We start from the raw sequence: 17,784 nt of genomic DNA, 5'->3' as shown, positions 1-17,784 counted from the left end.
TCACTCACTTTGCCGCCCTCCAGAAAACCGCCGTTGCGCTTGGTCAATCAGCACCGAAATGATGATCACCACGCCGACAGAGATAAACTGCCAGAACGGCTCGACATTGATAAACACCAGCCCGTATTGAATAACCGCAATCACGAAAGCGCCCGCAACCGTGCCCAGAATAGTGCCCGATCCGCCAAACAGGCTTGCGCCGCCGATCACCACCGCAGCCACCGCATCCAAAAGCAACGGCTCTCCGGCCTGCGCAGCACCAGCGCTGAACCGCGCCGCATACAAAACACCCGCCAGCCCTGCGCACATCCCCGACAAGATATACAGCCGCAAAAGGTGCCATTTCAGGTTGATCCCGGCCCGCCGTGCGGCTTGAGCATTGGCACCGATGGCATAGTTGTGTTGGCCGAACCGCGTCTGGCCCAGCAGGTAATGCATCAGCAGCACGAACACCGCTGTGACGATGATGATATAGGGCACGCCGTGAAACTTGCCGTTGCCCAGCGCCGCAAAAACCTCGTTCTTCACCGGAACCGTGGTGCCGCCCGCCAGCAGAAACGCCACGCCGCGCGCGACGCCAAACATGCCCAGCGTGCCGATGAACGGCGGCACTTTCAGAAAGGCCACCAGCAAACCATTGATAAATCCGGGAATTGCCGCCACCGCAACCGCGACCACCGCCCCCAGCAACACCGCAGGCAGGAACCCCATCCCCGGCGTCAGCCAGTTGATCACATGCGCGGCCACCACCGCCGCCAGCCCCATGATAAAGCCCAGCGACAGATCAATGCCGCCAGAGATGATCACGAATGTCTGCCCCGTCGCCAGCAGCAGTGGCGCCACCGCAAACACCGCAATCGACTGAATGTTGAACGGATTGAACAGGAAAGTGCCGCCAAAACTGATCCGCGACCAAACCTCGAACCCCAGGATCAGAAAGGCCAAAAACAACCAAGCCCGCAGATCGGCGACACGCTGCATAAAGGTGCGCGCCTTGTCGGCATGGTCGGCTTGTGGCGCCACATGGGGCGTGTAGGCCGGAGGGGCGGCAGGAGGCGATGTCATGTGAAATTCCTAAACTTGGGCAGGCGTAAACTGCCCGCGCAACAACTGGCGGCCCAACCAGAGGGGCCGTCGCAGATCGAGAGATGGTGGGGGATTGGGGGAGGGCGTCGCCCTCCCCCAAGATAAATCACTCAGCGTAGATGTATTTTGCGATTTCAGGATCGGCGATGTTCGACTTGTCCATGATGGTAAAGCCGGTGCCGATGCTGACCGGGATCGAGTTTCCAGTCAGATGAGCATAGGCCGACACCACGCCGTAATAGCCGATCTCTGCCGGGTGCTGCGCAATCGCCACGTCGACCAATCCGGTGCTGATGTTGTCCACGATCGAGCCCGGTGCATCAAACGCCACAACCTTGATATTGCCGGTCTGGCCCGCTTGCTGCACGCCCGTGCCCGCGCCCAAAGCCGAGAACAGGTTGGCCCCGAACACGCCTTTCAGATCGGCATCACGCGCGAAGACGCCCTGCAACTGTGACGCCGCCTTGTTGGCGTCATTGTCGTTGAACTGGGTTTCCAGCACGGTGACTTTCGGGAAATTCTCAGCCATTTCAGCCTTGAAGCCCGCTTCGCGCTGGTCGGTGGTGGAAATGCCGGGCTTGACGTTCGACACAAACACCTTGCCTTCGCCGCCGATCGCATTGGCCAAAGCCCGCGCTGCCATCCGGCCACCCAAGACGTTATCCGAAGCAATGTAAGCCAGCGGGAAATCCGCATCGCCAGCACCCGTTTGGTAAACGCCAGTGCCGATGAACGTATCGACAGTGATCACCGCGATGCCCGCATCATGCGCTTTGCGCAACGGCTCGATCAGCTGGGTGGTGTCGGTCGGCGCGATCAGGATGGCATCTGGCGCGCGTGCAATCACCGCGTCCAGCACCGGAACCTGCGTTACCGGGTTGAAATCGGGTGCGCCCTGGAACACCAGCTCGACGCCCAAAGCATCCGCCGCCGCCTGCGCGCCCTTTTGCATGGTGATGTAGAACGCATCCGTGGTCAGACCGGGGACCAGCGCGATGGTGTATTTCTTTTCCTGTGCAACCGCCGCAGTGGCGACCGAAAATGTCAGCGCCAATGCCGAAGCAGCGCCCAAAAAGCTACGACGTTTCATTCATATTCCTCCCTGAATACCCGCCGCACCACCTCCTCAAGTGGCAGGGCAGTTGGCTTGATCACCCGTCGCGGGTGCTGCCAGTAGAGGAATAACACGCCGCCGCGCGGCTCCCGTCAAGAGAAATATTTTGCTGCAAGTATTTTCTTTGGCTTGCAACAGCGCAAATTCAGCCGAATCGCCCGGCCATCTGCCGCGCCCTAACTCTGCCGCGCCAATTCATCCAGAACAGCCTCGGCGGTGCGCGTATCCGTCAGCAGGCCCGACACCAGCCCCGCCTTCGCAGCCCCGATGATCGACGGCACTTTCGCCTCGCCCACAGCAACGCCGATCACCAGCGGCGCGCGCCGCAACTGCGCCGCCGACACCGCGATCATCGCGCCCTCGCCGCGCCATTGCACGATCTGCCCCGCCGCATCGAAGTAATGCCGCACCACGTCGCCCGCAGCCTCGGCCAGATCCGGGTCCGCCGCCCCCATCGCCCCCTGCACCGGACGATCCAACCCATAGGGCAGCCCGATCCCCACCACCGCCAGATCAATCCGATCCCACAGCGCCACCGACTCCTGCACCGACGGCTCGGCGAGAAAGAAATCCAGCGCCTCGGGGGCGGGCAGATAGGGCGCGTGGATGAAATGCGGCACACCGCCCGTCACCTCGGCCGCCCGCCGCGAAAACTCGTTGCTTTGGAAATGCTGGGCGTGCTGGCTCATCCCGCCGGTCGAGGGCACCACATTCACCCCCGGCAAACTCGGCAAACCGCCGTCGATGATCGCCGAGACCGTCCGCCCCCAGCCGACCATCAGCACCGACCCCTGCCCCAGGCCCTGCGCCCCCACCATCCGCGAAAGCGGTGCTGCCAGCGCCTGCACCCCCGCCGCAACGGGCGCATCCACCGCCACCACCGCGCGCAATCCCAACCGTTCCGCCAACAATCCGCCCAACGCATCCGGCGCAAAAATATCCCGCACCTCGATTCGCACGATTCCCTCGGCCCGTGCCCGTTGCAACAGGCGCGAGATCGTGGCCGTCGACAGGCCCAACTGCTTGGCGATCTGCACCTGGCTCAGGTCAGATTCGTAATGCAGCTTGGCGACGGTGTGCAGCATGGCTCGGTTTTCACCGATGACGGCTCCGCTGGAAATTGACAGGTTGCAATTCCTTTCTGCAAGGTGTTACACGTTTCGCATAGCAAGCTTATCCCGCAATATCCGCGTTCAGGCAACTGGCATCTGAAACCGCCGCCCCGACGCGCCAATTTATCTGGAGATTTCCCATGGCTGCCTCGATGTCTAGCATGACAACCGCCGAACGCCGCGGCTACCAGCAAATCTGCGGCGATAACGGCGCGATGATGGTGATTGCCTGCGATCAGCGCGGCGGCATGCGCACGCTGCTGGCCAAAACCGCCGAGGAACAGGCCGCGATTTCCAACGCCACTTTGGGCGAAACCAAAATGGACATCACCGCCTATCTGGCCCGTGAAGCAGGTTGCGTGCTGGTCGATCCGCTCTGTGCTGTGCCTGCGATGGTCGATGAAGGCGCGATCCACCGCTCCACCGGGTTGCTGATCGGGCTGGATGCCTCGGGCTTTGATCTCACGCCCGAAGGCTACCGGATTTCCAATATGTGCGAAGGCATCACCGCCCGCCGGGTGCGCGAATTTGGCGGCACCGGGGCCAAGATCATGATCTACTTGCGCTCGGATACCCCCGCCGCGAATACCGTAAACATGGAAACCCTGCGCGCCTCCATCGCCGATTTCGCCGCCGAGGATCTGTTGCTGGTGGTCGAGTTTCTAACCTACGCCCTGCCCGGTGAGGCCCCCGAAGCTTATGCCGCCAAGATCCCCGAACTGATCGAAGGTGGCTCGAAACTCTGCCTTGATGCTGGCTCAAAAGTGCTGAAAATCCCCTATCCGGGCACGCCCGAGGCCTGCGCCAATATCACCGCGATGTGCGGCGATGTGCCTTGGGCGGTGCTGTCTGCAGGCGTTGATCATGCCACTTTCCTGGGTCAGGTTGAAACTTCGATGGCCAATGGCGCGTCCGGCGTCATCGCGGGCCGCTCGCTGTGGAAAGACTGTATCTCGCTTGATCGCAGCGTCACCAAGACCAAACTGCAAACCGTGGCCGTCCCGCGCCTGCGCGAAATTCAGGCGGTAATTTCCAAGTATTTCAAAGGCTAATCATGACAACGGGCACCGCCATTGGCATTGACATTGGCGGCACCCGCCTGCGCGCCGCCCGCATCACGGACGGCGTGATCGAGGCCCGCGCCTTTGCCCCAAGCGCCCGCGACCCTGCCGAAGTCACCGCCCGCGTGCTGGAACTGGTGGCACAGGTGCGCAACGCATCCGTGACCGCCCTTGGCATCGGTGTGCCCGGCCAAGTCCACGCCGCGACCCGGCAAGTGCTGTCGGGGGGCTATGTCAATTTGTCGGGTTTCGACTTTGCAGGTGCTATCGAATCCGCCACCGCTTTGCCCGTCACGCTGGAAAACGATGCCACGATGGCTCTGCTGGGCGAGGCCGCCTATGGTGCCGCGCAAGGCGAGAAAAACGTGGTGATGCTGACCATCGGCACCGGCATTGGCGGCGCAATCTTGGATCAGGGCCAAGTGCTGCGCGGGCGCGGTGCTGCGGGCCAATTGGGCCATGTCAGCATTGACCCAGCAGGCCGCAAATGCGTCTGCGGCAAGATCGGCTGCGTGGAAACCACCAGTTCCGGAACCGCCTTTGGCCTGCATCTGGCCGAGGCTGGCCTGCCCGCCGACACCCGCGCCGAAACCCTTCTTGCCAGTGCAGACCCCAATGCCCGCGCGGTGATCCACGCTTGGGCAAACCCGCTGCGGCTGGCAATCGACAGCTTGATTGCCACGCTCAACCCAGATTGCGTGCTGATCGGCGGCGGAGCCGGGGCCGCAGCCCATGCAGCGCTTGCGCAGTTCCCCGCCGCGCCTTCGTGGTTCACAGCCCCCGTCCTTGCCGCCACTTTGGGCGATGATGCGGGCGTGATCGGGGCCGCCAGCACGGCGCTGAAAAACCGTCCGCGCAAACGCGCGGTGTTCGTCAATGGCGTGCCCGCATCAGGCAAATCCGGCGTCGCGCGGGCGTTGTCAGACGCCACCGGCTGGCCGGTGCTGGCACTCGACACGGTGAAAAACCCGTTCCTCACCATCCTGCCGCCCGGTGACCGGCTGTTCAACCGCACCTTGGGCCGCGCCTCTTACGCCGCCATTTTCGATCTGATCGCAGCAGCACCCGCAGGCACCACCGTGATCATCGACGCTTGGTTCGGCTTTCAACCGATTGAGAGCTTGCAAGACCATCTGCAACGCGCCGGGCTGAGCGATCTTGCCGAAATCTGGTGCCACGCCCCGCCCGATGTTATCGGCGCGCGTTATGCCGCCCGGCTGGATCAACGCCCCGCAGGCCATCCCGGCGCGGATTACGTGCCAGAACTGATCCTGCTTGCCAAAACGGCCAAACCCACGGGCCTCGCGCCGCGCATGGATGTTGACACCACCACCCCGCTTGGGGTGCAAACCCTTACCGCTTGGCTGGACGAAATCTGGCGGTAAGTCCGTCTGAAACCGCTATCGCATTGCTCTTTTTGAAATACTCCCTGCGGAGCAGCCTTGATACGCCCGAAGCGCAAAGCTTAACAAATCCTAAATTTCAAAAATTAACCCACTGAAATATAACACTAAAAAATGGTCCCGAGTTGGGACCACTACAGATTCTCCCGGATGAAGATCTCAATCCTGATTTTCTCCTGCGAGGCCAGAATCTCGCGCCGATCACACCGCGCCCGCAAAATCCGCATCGCCGAGCGCACCAGATGCCCCGGATCCTGCGTGATCAAAGCATCAATCGCCCCCGCCTGAAGCGCGGCTTCAGTGAACGGCGTCCTCTCATGCGCGATGATCGTCGCGCCCGTCGCCAGCCCCGTCACGATCTCCAACGGCACCCGCGCCTCAGACCCCGGCACATAAACCCCGACAATCCCGCTGTGGCTGGCAAAACTGGCCCGAATAATCCGCGCGCTCCGCTCCGCATCGCCATAGGTTTCCAGCGACGGCAGCACCGTCAGATGCGGATAATCGGCGTGGATCACCTCATCAAACCCCAAGCGCCGCTCCAGACTGTCGCGGGCATGCATGGTCTCGGCAATCACCAGAATTTTGCCCGGTTGACGCGGTGCAAACCGCCCCATCAACCGCCCCGCCGTCGCCCCCGCCGCCCGGTTGTCGATGCCAACGAAATCATCAGAAGCGCTGCTGACCTGCCCCGAGATGAAACTGACGGTTGCAATCCCCCGCTCCGCCAACCGCGCCATCGCATCGCGCACCTGTGGAAACTCGGGCGCCATGATTGCCACTCCGTCCACAGTTTCAGGGTCCAGCCCCCCCAGCAGATTGGCAATCTGATGCGGGTCACTGTCATGGATATGGCGCACCTCGGCGCGCATCATCTCAGCCGCAAAGGCCAGATTGGCCTCATTGATTCGCGCCATCACTTCGGCCAGAAACTGATCGCCGCCGCGTGGCAGCAGAAACAAAAACCGATAGTCGCGGCCACGCGCCAGATTGGCCGCCACCATGTTTCGGATAAATCCCAGCTTTTCAATGGCTTGATTGACGCGATCCACAGTATCCTTGCGCACGCCCGTGCGGTCGTTCAGCACACGATCCACCGTGGCCAAACTGACCCCAGCGGCAATCGCCAGATCCTTTGTTGTCGGTCGCATCGCTAGATCTTCCTCCACCTTCCGTTTGTTTTCCCTGAAATCCCGTAGCTTGCAACCAATTTGAGGTACGCACCTCAAAAATCACTTGCCATGAGGTACGCACCTCAACTAGCCTTTCCACAGCAAAGAGTCGTGGCGAGGAGGCCGTGGCCTGCAACCGGGAGGATTAAAAATGAACGCAAGACTGATGGTAACGTCGGCAGCACTGGCGCTTGTGGCGGGGGCCGCGCAGGCCGAAGATCTCACGCTCTGCTGGGCCGCATGGGATCCGGCCAACGCCCTGATTGAATTGTCGAAAGAGTATGAAGCGCAATCCGGCAACACCATGCATTTTGAATTCGTGCCATGGACCAGCTTTGCCGACCGCATGCTGAACGAGTTGAACTCGGGGGGCAAACTGTGTGATCTGATGATCGGCGACAGCCAGTGGATCGGGGGCGCGGCTGAGAACGGTCAATATATCAAGCTGAACGATTTCTTCGACGCCAATGGCATCAAGATGGATGATTTCATCCCCGCCACCGTGACGGGCTATGCCGAATGGCCGAAAGGCACGCCAAACTACTGGGCTTTGCCCGCTTTCGGTGACGTGGTGGGCTGGACCTACCGCAAGGATTGGTTCGCGCGGCCTGAACTTCAGGCTGAATTCAAAGAGAAATACGCACGCGACCTCGCCCCGCCCGCGACCTTTGACGAGTTGAAGCAAATCGCCGAATTCTTCCAGAACCGCGACATCGACGGCAAAACCGTCTACGGTGCCTCAATCTATACCGAGCGTGGCTCGGAAGGCATCACCATGGGCGTGATGGACGTTTTGTATTCCTTCGGCTTCAAGTACGACAATCCCGAAAAACCCTATGATATGGAAGGCTTTGTGAATTCCGAAAGCGCCGTGAAGGGCCTTGAATTCTACAAATCGCTCTACGATTGTTGCGTACCGCCGGGGTCATCCAACGGCTACATGGGCGAAGGCGTCGACGCCTATAAATCCGGCCAAGTCGCCCTGCAAATGAACTTCGCCTTCACCTGGCCCGGCTTTAACACAGACGCCAATGTCGGCGGCGACAAGACCGGCTATTTCGCCAACCCGGCTGGCCCGAATGGCGATAAATTCGCCCAGCTTGGCGGCCAAGGCATCTCGGTGGTGGCAGCTTCCGACAAACAGGATGCGGCGCTGACCTATATCAAATGGTTCGCGCAGCCCGACGTGCAAGCGAAATGGTGGAAACTCGGCGGCTATTCTGCCCTGCGCGCCGTGGTCGAAGACCCCGGTTTCGCCACCAGCCAGCCCTATGCGCAGACCTTTCTCGATTCTATGGCAATCGTGAAGGATTTCTGGGCCGAACCCAGCTACGCCACCCTGATGCAGTCGTCGCAAAAGTGGTTCCACGATTACGTCGTGGCAGGCAATGGCACCGCGAAAGAAGCGCTGGATGGTCTGGTGGCCGACTGGCACGCGACCTTTGAGGAAGAAGGCAAATACTAAGCCAACCCCGCCGATAGGCGGCTCCGCGCGAGGCTCTTGAGGGCCAACAGAGCCTCGCGCATGATACCCAAATCGGCCCTCAGGAAAGCCAATCCCATGCCCGATCCCTTCCAGCGCGTCGCAGCCGCCACGCCGCCCAAACTTGCACACCAAATCCGCGGCCTGTCCGACCGCACCATCGCGTGGCTGTTCGTCGCCCCCACGATTTTCCTGCTGCTCGCCGTTAACATCTTCCCGCTGCTCTGGACGATCCGCCTGTCACTGACCAACTTCCGCACCAACCGCCCCAACAACGCAGTGGAATGGGTCGGCATCGAGAATTACCGCAAGATCCTGACCAACCCCGACACATGGGCGTCCTTGCAAGCCACCGCCCACTTCCTGATCTGGACCATCACCTTGCAGGTGCTGATCGGCTTTACCCTCGCTTACCTGATCAACAAAAAGTTCCGCAGCAATGATCTGTGGACGACCCTGATCGTGCTGCCGATGATGCTGTCGCCCGCCGTGGTCGGCAATTTCTGGACCTTCCTCTACCAGCCACAAATCGGATTGTTCAATTATTTCATCGCCTTCCTGACCGGCGCTGACCCTGCAAGCTTCAGCATGATCGGCGAAGTCGCCCTCGCCCCCTGGGCCATCATCATCGTCGACACCTGGATGTGGACGCCCTTCGTCATGCTGATCTGCCTCGCGGGCCTCCGCTCTATCCCGCCCTCAATCTACGAAGCTGCCGAATGTGACCGCGCCTCCAAATGGCGGCAATTCTGGACCATCACCCTGCCGATGGCCCTGCCCTTCCTGATGCTCGCCGTGCTGTTCCGGGGCATCGAAAACTTCAAAATGTTCGATCTTGTCGTGCAACTGACCGGCGGCGGCCCCGGTGCCACCACGCAACTGACCTCGATCGACCTCAAGCGCGAAGCCTTCGAGAAATGGCGCACCGGATACGCCAGCGCCTATGCGGTGATCCTGTTTGTCACCGTCTTCGGCCTCGCCTCGATCTACGTCAAAGCCCTGAACAAGGTGAAAGACAGATGAGCTATTCCATCACCGAACCCTCAAACCGTCAAAAATGGATAGCCGGTGGCTTAGTCATAGCCTACGCCATCCTCACCCTGCTGCCCCTCGCATGGATCATCGCAACCGGCTTCAAAACCCCCGCCGACGCCATCGCCTACCCGCCGAAAGTGCTGTTCACCCCGTCGCTCGAAGGCTACGTCAACCTGTTCACCAGCCGCTCTCGCGTCACGCCAGAAGACCTCGCCGCCCTCGGCCCACCCACCACTTGGTATGACGAAATCGTGCGCCAATATGGCATGGTGATCACCGGGGCCTCGCGTTATGGCGAGCGTTTCCTGAACTCAGTGATCATCGGTTTCGGGTCCACCTTCCTGTCAGTTTTCCTTGGCACCATCGCGGCTTACGCGTTTTCACGTTTCAAAGTGCCGCTAAAAGACGACCTGTTGTTCTTCATCCTCTCCACCCGGATGATGCCCCCCATTGCCGTCGCCATCCCGATTTTCCTGATGTATCGCCAACTTGGCCTGTCCGACACCCACCTCGGCATGATCCTGCTGTATACGGCGGTAAACCTGTCCCTATCCGTCTGGCTGCTGAAAGGCTTCATCGACGAAATCCCCATCGAATACGAAGAAGCCGCCCTGATCGACGGCTACACCCGCTTCCAGGCCTTCTACAAAGTTGTGTTGCCGCAAGCCGCCACCGGCATCGCCTCCACCGCGATCTTCTGCCTGATCTTCGCGTGGAACGAATACGCCTTCGCCGTCCTTCTCACCTCCGGCACCGCGCAAACCGCCCCGCCCTTCATCCCCACCATCATCGGCGCAGGCGGCAAAGACTGGCCCGCCGTCGCCGCAGGGGCCACGCTGTTCCTGCTGCCGATCATGGTCTTCACCATCCTTCTGCGCAAACACCTGCTGCGCGGCATCACCTTCGGAGCGGTGCGCAAATGACCCAGTTTATCAACGGCCTCCTCCGCTTCCGCCGTGGCCCGTGGGAGATGCTCGCCACCATCCTGATCGCCTTAGGCGTGTTCATGCTGATGCAACCCTTCGCCTTGATATTGTTCACCTATTCCTTCGTGGTGACGCTGATCGGCACGGTGATGTTCATCATCACCAGCCATTTCCCGGAGTAACCGATGGCCCAGATCGTCATCAAAAACCTGCGCAAAGAATTCGGTGCCTTTACCGCCGTGCAATCCTCCAGCTTCACCATTGAGGACGGTGAGTTTTTCATGCTGCTCGGCCCCTCTGGCTGCGGCAAAACCACCACCTTACGGATGATCGCAGGATTAGAACTGCCCACCGCTGGCGAAATCTATATCGACGGCGCCGAGGTCAGCCAAAAGCCCGCCAGCCAGCGCGATATTGCCTTCGTGTTCCAGATGTTCGCGCTTTACCCGCATATGAATGTTCGGAAAAACATTTCCTACCCGCTGGTCAGCCAAGGCATGAAGCGCGACCAAGTCCGCGCCAAGGTTAACGAGGTCGCCGAAATCCTTGGCATCACGTCGATCCTCGAAAAGCCCGTCGGCGGCCTCTCCGGCGGCGACCGTCAGCGTGTAGCCCTGGGCCGCGCCATCGTCCGCGACCCCGCCTGTTTCCTGATGGACGAACCTTTGGGCGCTTTAGATGCCGAATTCCGCGAGCATATGGCGCTTGAACTGCGCGCCCTGCACGACCGCATGCGCGCCACCACCGTCTATGTCACCCATGACCAGCTAGAGGCCATGCAAATGGGCGACAAAATTGTGGTGATGAACCACGGCGTGGTTGAGCAATTCGGTCGCCCGCAGGAAATCTACGACTGGCCCGCGACCACCTTCGTCGCCCGCTTCATCGGCTCGCCGGCAATGAACCTGCTGAATTTCGACGGCATGGTCGGAAACGGCAGCGCCGAAGTCACCCTTTCCGACGCCCCGATAAAAATCCCGCCGATGATCAGTGGCGCAAGCGGCCCCCTCACCCTCGGCGTGCGCCCCGAACACATCCGGCTGGACGACTCCGCCCCCCTGAAAGCCCGCATCAAAGCCGCCGAATACCTGGGCACGACCCAGATCATCACGCTCGACACCCCGCACGGCCCGGTCAAAGCCCGCATCGCTTCCGATCAGCCCGCAACCATCGGCGATACCACGGGTCTGGCCTTTGACGCGCGATCCATCACCCTGTTCGACTCCACAGGACACGCGTTGATCTCTGAGGCAAATCAAAAGGTTCTGTCCCATGGCTGAGGTGATCTTACACAACGTCACAAAATCCTACGGCCCGCAAACCGCCCTTTCGGGCGTCTCCATGACCATCGCAGACGGTGCGTTCGTGGTTCTGTTAGGCCCCACCGGAGCCGGCAAAACCACTACCCTGCGGATGGTGTCCGGCTTGGATACCCCCGACCAAGGCGATATCAGCATCAACGGCCAGTCCACAAAGGGCCTCACCCCCGCCCAGCGCAATGTCGCGATGGTGTTCCAGCAATACTCGCTGTACCCGCATCTCACCGTGCGCGAAAACATGGAATTCCCGCTGAAATCGCCGCTTCTGCGCACGCCGCGCGCTGAAATCACCCGCAAGGTCGCTGAAGTCGCGGAAATCCTGCAAATCTCGCACAAACTCGACAACAAGGCGACTGCCCTCTCCGGCGGCGAGATGCAGCGCGTCTCGATCGGTCGCGCGCTTGTCAGAAACCCCGCCGTTTATCTGATGGACGAACCTCTGTCGTCCCTAGACGCCAAGCTCCGCGCCGACCTGCGGGTCGAGCTGAAAAATATCCAGTCCAATCTCGGCGCCACCTTCCTCTATGTCACCCATGACCAGATCGAGGCGATGACCATGGCCACCCATGTCGGCGTGCTGGATCACGGCAAACTGGTACAATTCGGCACCCCGCGCGAGATCTATGAACAACCGGTCAGCATCTATGCCGCCGGTCGCCTTGGTCAGCCACATATCAACATCCTGCCCGCCGATCTGTTCGGCCCTGCCCCCAGCAACGCCACGCACATCGGCCTGCGCCCAGAACACATTCAGCAAGGCGAGGGTCAAGACGCGTTGGTGAAACGCATCGAACATCTCGGCGATCAAACTCGCCTGCATCTGTCGTTCAAAAACCACGACCTGACCACCGTGACAGATGCCCACACAGCCTTGCGCGCAGGCGATATTTTGAGAATCCAGCCGCAACGCCCGTTCTATTTCGACGCCAACGGCACCCGCATTTAAGGAACCCGCGATGACCCAATTCATGAACAAACGCGAAAACATCGTGACCGAGGCGATTGACGGATTGCTGATGGCCTCCGGCGGGCGGCTGATCCGGCTGGATGGCTACCCCCACATCCGCGTTGTGCTGCGCGCCGATTGGGACAAATCCCGTGTCGCCCTCGTCTCGGGCGGCGGCTCGGGGCACGAGCCTGCCCACGCCGGTTTCGTCGGCCCCGGCATGCTGACCGCTGCGGTCTGCGGCGATGTGTTCGCCAGCCCTTCCGTCGATGCCGTCCTCGCCGGGATCCTCGCCGTCACTGGCCCCGCAGGCTGCCTGTTGATCGTGAAAAACTACACCGGAGATCGCCTCAACTTCGGCCTCGCCGCCGAGCGCGCTCGCGCCTTTGGCCTGAAGGTCAGCATGGTGATCGTCGATGATGACATCGCTTTGCCCAACCTGCCGCAATCGCGCGGTCTGGCAGGCACCCTGTTCGTGCACAAGATCGCGGGCCATGTCGCTGAAAATGGCGGCGATCTGGCCGAAGTCACCCAAGCCGCCGAGCGTGTCATTGCGGGTGCGACCTCCATCGGGATGTCGCTGGATACCTGCACCGTCCCCGGTTCGGCCAAGGAAAGCCGCATCCGCCCCGGCATGGCCGAACTCGGCCTCGGTATCCACGGCGAACCCGGCGTCGAGCAAATCGCCTTCAGCGATGCAAGCCATGCCATAGCTGCCATGATCGACAAACTGAAACCCAGCGACGGCGCGTATGTTGCCTTGCTCAACAATCTTGGCGGCGCATCGGTGCTGGAAATGTCCGTTCTTGCGCATGACCTCTTGAATTCGGCTTTTGGAAAACAAATCAAATACATCATCGGCCCCAGCGCCATGATGACATCACTCGATATGCGCGGCGTTTCGATCTCACTTCTTCCGCTCACGCCAGCTGACGAGGCCGCGCTCACCGCAGCCGTCCCCCTCGCCGCTTGGCCCGGCTGCCAGCCCAATATTGCGATCAAAACCCAGACCCTCCCCGACGGGCTCAAGCCCATTCGCCCGCTGCCATCGCAACACAAAGCTACGAGAGATTTCCTAATCAACTGCTGCCAGATCATGATTTCTTTGGAATCCGATCTGAACGCGCTGGATGCCAAATCCGGAGATGGCGACACGGGCTCTACCCTCGCAGGTGCCGCCCATGCCCTGATTGACGCCATCGATCAGTTGCCGCTGTCAGATCACACCCAACTGTACCGCGCCATCGGGCTAGAGCTCAGTCAGACCATGGGCGGCTCGTCTGGGGTGCTGCTGGCGATCTTCTTCACTGCGGCGGGGGATGCCGCCTCCTCGGGGCTGACCATGCGCGATGCGCTCCGCCAAGGCCTTGAACGTATGCAACAGATAGGCGGGGCCAACCTCGGCGACCGCACGATGATTGATGCGTTGCAGCCAGCGCTCGACGCGCTGGATCACGGCCTCCCAGCTGCCGCCGCCGCCGCCCGCAAAGGCGCCAACCATACCGCAACCCTCAGCACCGCCAAGGCTGGGCGTGCGGCTTATGTCAGTGCAGATCATCTCACCGGCCATATTGATCCCGGTGCCGAAGCCGTCGCCCGCCTGTTTGAAGCCCTCTGCCCCACCGGCCAAACCCATTGAGATTTGCGCCAAGCCGATTTGCTCTTTTCCAAATACTCCCGCGCGAGGCGTTCCACCAACCAACCCCGCGCACCGCACTACCAACCGCGCGACCGCGCAGAACCTGCGATGGCAATGCCGCCGAGCGGGTGCTCGATGCACCCCGAGGCGGCGCCCTTCGCAGGCAAAAACCCGACAAGATGCCGCAGCTTGCGATGAATCAATGCCGCCGCGACCAAACTCTGCCAAACTGGGCCAAGATAAACCGCCAGCCCGGAAAGATTCCGCGATGAAACCGCTGCTTCTACTCGCCCTGCTCGCCCTCGCCACGCCCGCCCTCAGCACCTCTGCCCGCGCAGAAGGCGACGCCGCTAAGGGTGAAAAGCTGTTCAAACGCTGCCAAGCCTGCCATGCGATCATCGCGCCGGACGGCTCGGTTACACAAATGGGCGGCAAGACCGGCCCCAACCTTTATGGCGTCGTCGGTCGCCCGATCGGCAGCTACGCGGAGTTCAGCTATGGCAGCGGGCTCGCCGCCCTCAATGCCAAAGGCCAGATTTGGGATCAGGCGATGCTGGCCGATTACATCACCAACCCGACCGCTTGGGTGAAACAGCAAACCCAAGACCCCTCGGCTGCCGCAAAAATGAGCTTCAAAATGGCCAGCGGTGCGGCAGATATGGCCGCCTACCTTGCCACCATAAAGTAGACGCGCCACCAAAGCCGCAATCCCCAGCAATCATTGGCGCGACTCTTGCCGATCCGCCCTGATTGCGCGGCCTTATCGCTTGCAGAATCCCGCCATTCCGACTACAGACGCCAACGATTGCAAGGTCGGGCATAAACCCCGGCCCTGTCCTCATTGCCACAAGACCGGCGGAGCCAACCGCAAGGCCAGTGAAAAGACGTGAAAAGGACCAAACTTATATGAACTCGAAAGCTATGGACGAATTTGAAGCTCTTTTGAAAGAAAGCTTCGAAATTGACACCCCCGAAGAGGGAACGGTTGTCAAAGGCAAGGTTATCGCAATCGAAGCGGGCCAAGCCATCATCGACGTCGGCTACAAGATGGAAGGCCGCATCGATCTGAAAGAATTCGCGAACCCCGGCGAAGCCCCGAATATCAACGTCGGCGACACTGTTGAAGTGTATCTGGACCGCGTTGAGAATGCGCGTGGCGAAGCCCAGATCTCGCGCGAGAAAGCTCGCCGCGAAGAAGCATGGGATCGTCTGGAAAAAGCCTATGCGTCCGAAACCCGCGTCGATGGCGCGATCTTCGGCCGTGTCAAAGGCGGCTTCACCGTGGATCTGGGCGGCGCTGTTGCCTTCCTTCCCGGCAGCCAAGTCGATGTGCGCCCCGTGCGCGATGCCGGCCCGTTGATGGGCATGAAGCAGCCGTTCCAGATCCTGAAAATGGATCGCCGCCGTGGCAATATCGTGGTGTCGCGTCGCGCCATCCTCGAAGAGTCGCGTGCAGAACAGCGTGCTGAAGTCATCGGCAACCTGACCGAAGGTCAGACCATTGACGGCGTTGTGAAAAACATCACCGAATACGGTGCGTTCGTGGACTTGGGCGGCGTTGACGGCCTGCTGCACGTCACCGACATGGCGTGGCGTCGCGTCAACCACCCGTCCGAGATCCTCGCGATTGGTGAGACGATCAAGGTGCAAGTCATCAAGATCAACAAAGACACTCACCGCATTTCGCTGGGCATGAAGCAACTGCAATCCGATCCGTGGGATGCTGTTGAAAAACTCTACGCCTTGGGCACCGTGCACAAAGGCCGTGTCACCAACATCACCGATTACGGCGCATTTGTTGAGCTGGAAGCCGGTGTTGAAGGCCTCGTCCACGTCTCGGAAATGTCCTGGACCAAGAAAAACGTCCACCCCGGCAAAATCGTTTCGACGAGCCAGGAAGTGGAAGTCATGGTTCTGGAAATCGACAGCACCAAACGCCGCGTTTCTCTGGGCCTCAAGCAGACCCAGCGCAACCCGTGGGAAGTGTTTGCCGAAACCCATCCGATCGGCACCAACATCGAAGGCGAAGTCAAGAACATCACCGAATTCGGTCTGTTCGTTGGCCTCGACAACGACATCGACGGCATGGTTCACCTTTCTGACCTGTCGTGGGACCAGCGCGGCGAAGACGCGATTGCGAACTATCGCAAGGGCGACACCGTCACCGCTTCGGTTACCGAAGTTGACGTCGAGAAAGAGCGTATCTCGCTCTCGATCAAAGCCTTGGGCGAAGACACCTTCACCGATGCGGTTGATGGCGTGAAACGTGGCGGTATCATCACCGTCGTGGTGACCGCGATTGAAGAAGGCGGCGTTGAGGTTGAATACAACGGCGCGAAATCTTTCATCCGCCGTTCGGACCTCTCGCGTGAGCGGAACGATCAGCGCCCCGAGCGTTTCTCGGTTGGCGACAAGATCGACGTGCGCGTCACCAACATTGATCCGAAGACCCGCCGCATGGGTCTGTCGATCAAAGCGCGTGAGATCGCTGAAGAGAAAGAAGCTGTCGAGCAGTATGGTTCGTCCGATTCGGGCGCATCCTTGGGCGACATCCTCGGCGCCGCTCTGAAGGGCGACCGCAGCTAATCTTTGCGCAAGCGAATGACAAAAGGGGCCCCGCAGCAATGCGGGGCCCTTTGCTTTGGCACCTTTAGCTTGCAATTTTGTTTGTGCCTTTGGAAATTATGCCTATAGTCCAATGCGTAACAGGTTGGCACGGCCGAGAATCCCGTCAAGGGGCGCGGCACCACTAGGGGGATATCGCGGATGATCCGGTCTGAACTGATCCAAAAAATTGCGGATGAAAATTCGCATCTGACGCAGCGCCACGTTGAACGCATCGTCAACACCGTGTTTGAAGAAATCATCGAAGCCCTCGCCAAAGGCGATCGGGTCGAATTGCGTGGCTTCGGCGCCTTCTCGGTGAAATCGCGCGACGCGCGTGTGGGCCGCAACCCGCGCACTGGCGAAGCTGTCTCGGTTGAAGACAAGAAAGTTCCGTTCTTCAAAACCGGCAAACTGCTGCGCGACCGGCTCAACAGCAAATAAGCCGCATTGCGCATCGGCGCGTCTGGCCCAATATAGGGGCAGAACCTGCAAAAAGGCGGTCCGATGTTTCGTTACCTGCGCTATCTGATTTTGGCCGCTGTCGGCCTTGCCCTGCTGATCGTGGCCTTGGCCAACCGCACGCCGGTTCTGCTGAAAGCCATGCCCGACGATTTCGCGGCCTTCCTTGGCGTCTCATGGCAGATTGAACTGCCGGTGTTCGTGCTGTTGTTCAGCGGCATCGTGATCGGTGTGCTGGTGGGCTTTCTGTGGGAATGGGCGCGCGAGCATAAGCACCGCGCCACGGCCTCGACAAAAACCCGCGAAGTCAGCCGGCTGGAACGTGAACTTGCCACCATGCGCGATGCGACTTCCGTGCCGCAAGATGACGTCATCGCCCTGCTCGACCGCCCGAAGGCCAAGTAAAATGCCGAAACGCTTCC

Annotated in this window: 17 protein-coding genes; 13 read left to right on the top strand and 4 right to left on the bottom strand. The window is 60.5% G+C overall.

The annotated features are described in order from the left end of the window. From QQJ98_RS15855 to QQJ98_RS15845, 3 genes are all read right to left on the bottom strand, one after another. On the bottom strand, positions 1 to 1,065 hold the full coding sequence (locus QQJ98_RS15855; RefSeq protein WP_284326335.1) for an ABC transporter permease subunit: 1,065 nt from the start codon (positions 1,063 to 1,065) through the stop codon (positions 1 to 3). 127 nt (positions 1,066 to 1,192) lie between these two features. Further along, a complete protein-coding gene (locus QQJ98_RS15850; protein ID WP_284326334.1) occupies positions 1,193 to 2,176 on the bottom strand; it encodes an ABC transporter substrate-binding protein in 984 nt (327 codons plus the stop codon). Between the two features lie 200 nt (positions 2,177 to 2,376). Beyond that, a complete protein-coding gene (locus QQJ98_RS15845; protein ID WP_284326333.1) occupies positions 2,377 to 3,285 on the bottom strand; it encodes a sugar-binding transcriptional regulator in 909 nt (302 codons plus the stop codon). A 167-nt stretch (positions 3,286 to 3,452) separates the two neighbouring features. Here QQJ98_RS15845 and QQJ98_RS15840 point away from each other — a divergent pair, with 167 nt between their 5' ends. Further along, positions 3,453 to 4,364, top strand: coding sequence for a tagatose-bisphosphate aldolase (locus QQJ98_RS15840; RefSeq protein WP_284326332.1), 912 nt, complete (start codon positions 3,453 to 3,455; stop codon positions 4,362 to 4,364). A 2-nt stretch (positions 4,365 to 4,366) separates the two neighbouring features. Next, positions 4,367 to 5,758, top strand: a complete 1,392-nt coding sequence (locus tag QQJ98_RS15835) for an ROK family protein (protein WP_284326331.1) — start codon at positions 4,367 to 4,369, stop codon at positions 5,756 to 5,758. Positions 5,759 to 5,910: 152 nt separating this feature from the next. On the opposite strand, the gene QQJ98_RS15830 is transcribed toward QQJ98_RS15835, so the two are convergent. After that, a complete protein-coding gene (locus QQJ98_RS15830) occupies positions 5,911 to 6,927 on the bottom strand; it encodes a LacI family DNA-binding transcriptional regulator (RefSeq protein ID WP_284326330.1) in 1,017 nt (338 codons plus the stop codon). A 172-nt stretch (positions 6,928 to 7,099) separates the two neighbouring features. On the opposite strand from QQJ98_RS15830, the gene QQJ98_RS15825 reads away from it, so the two are divergent. From QQJ98_RS15825 to QQJ98_RS15775, 11 genes are all read left to right on the top strand, one after another. Then, positions 7,100 to 8,413 carry an ABC transporter substrate-binding protein gene (locus QQJ98_RS15825; protein WP_284326329.1) on the top strand — a complete coding sequence of 438 codons (1,314 nt, stop codon included), beginning with the start codon at positions 7,100 to 7,102 and terminating at the stop codon, positions 8,411 to 8,413. Positions 8,414 to 8,509: 96 nt separating this feature from the next. Further along, on the top strand, positions 8,510 to 9,454 hold the full coding sequence (locus QQJ98_RS15820) for a carbohydrate ABC transporter permease (RefSeq protein WP_284326328.1): 945 nt from the start codon (positions 8,510 to 8,512) through the stop codon (positions 9,452 to 9,454). After that, positions 9,451 to 10,389, top strand: a complete 939-nt coding sequence (locus QQJ98_RS15815) for a carbohydrate ABC transporter permease (RefSeq protein WP_284326327.1) — start codon at positions 9,451 to 9,453, stop codon at positions 10,387 to 10,389. Before QQJ98_RS15820 ends, QQJ98_RS15815 begins: the two co-directional genes overlap by 4 nt. Continuing rightward, positions 10,386 to 10,574: a hypothetical protein gene (locus QQJ98_RS15810; protein ID WP_284326326.1), complete on the top strand. Its 189-nt coding sequence runs from the start codon at positions 10,386 to 10,388 to the stop codon at positions 10,572 to 10,574. The genes QQJ98_RS15815 and QQJ98_RS15810 overlap by 4 nt, the downstream gene beginning before the upstream one ends. 3 nt (positions 10,575 to 10,577) lie before the next feature. Then, positions 10,578 to 11,672, top strand: coding sequence for an ABC transporter ATP-binding protein (locus tag QQJ98_RS15805; protein WP_284326325.1), 1,095 nt, complete (start codon positions 10,578 to 10,580; stop codon positions 11,670 to 11,672). Beyond that, positions 11,665 to 12,657, top strand: a complete 993-nt coding sequence (locus QQJ98_RS15800) for an ABC transporter ATP-binding protein (protein ID WP_284326324.1) — start codon at positions 11,665 to 11,667, stop codon at positions 12,655 to 12,657. Before QQJ98_RS15805 ends, QQJ98_RS15800 begins: the two co-directional genes overlap by 8 nt. A 10-nt stretch (positions 12,658 to 12,667) precedes the next feature. Then, positions 12,668 to 14,296, top strand: a complete 1,629-nt coding sequence (locus tag QQJ98_RS15795; protein WP_284326323.1) for a dihydroxyacetone kinase subunit DhaK — start codon at positions 12,668 to 12,670, stop codon at positions 14,294 to 14,296. Positions 14,297 to 14,564: 268 nt separating this feature from the next. Then, positions 14,565 to 14,984 carry a c-type cytochrome gene (locus QQJ98_RS15790; RefSeq protein ID WP_284326322.1) on the top strand — a complete coding sequence of 140 codons (420 nt, stop codon included), beginning with the start codon at positions 14,565 to 14,567 and terminating at the stop codon, positions 14,982 to 14,984. Positions 14,985 to 15,172: 188 nt separating this feature from the next. Next, on the top strand, positions 15,173 to 16,882 hold the full coding sequence (gene rpsA / locus QQJ98_RS15785) for a 30S ribosomal protein S1 (protein ID WP_284326321.1): 1,710 nt from the start codon (positions 15,173 to 15,175) through the stop codon (positions 16,880 to 16,882). 180 nt (positions 16,883 to 17,062) lie between these two features. Next, complete coding sequence (gene ihfB, locus QQJ98_RS15780; RefSeq protein ID WP_284326320.1) at positions 17,063 to 17,344, top strand: integration host factor subunit beta; 282 nt, start codon at positions 17,063 to 17,065, stop codon at positions 17,342 to 17,344. A 63-nt stretch (positions 17,345 to 17,407) separates the two neighbouring features. Further along, positions 17,408 to 17,767 carry a lipopolysaccharide assembly protein LapA domain-containing protein gene (locus tag QQJ98_RS15775; protein ID WP_284326319.1) on the top strand — a complete coding sequence of 120 codons (360 nt, stop codon included), beginning with the start codon at positions 17,408 to 17,410 and terminating at the stop codon, positions 17,765 to 17,767. Positions 17,768 to 17,784 lie beyond the last annotated feature (17 nt).

The sequence above is a fragment of the Cypionkella aquatica genome, from assembly GCF_030161095.1.
Classification (GTDB): Bacteria; Pseudomonadota; Alphaproteobacteria; order Rhodobacterales; family Rhodobacteraceae; genus Cypionkella; species Cypionkella aquatica.
This window is presented reverse-complemented; position numbering and strand designations above follow the sequence as displayed.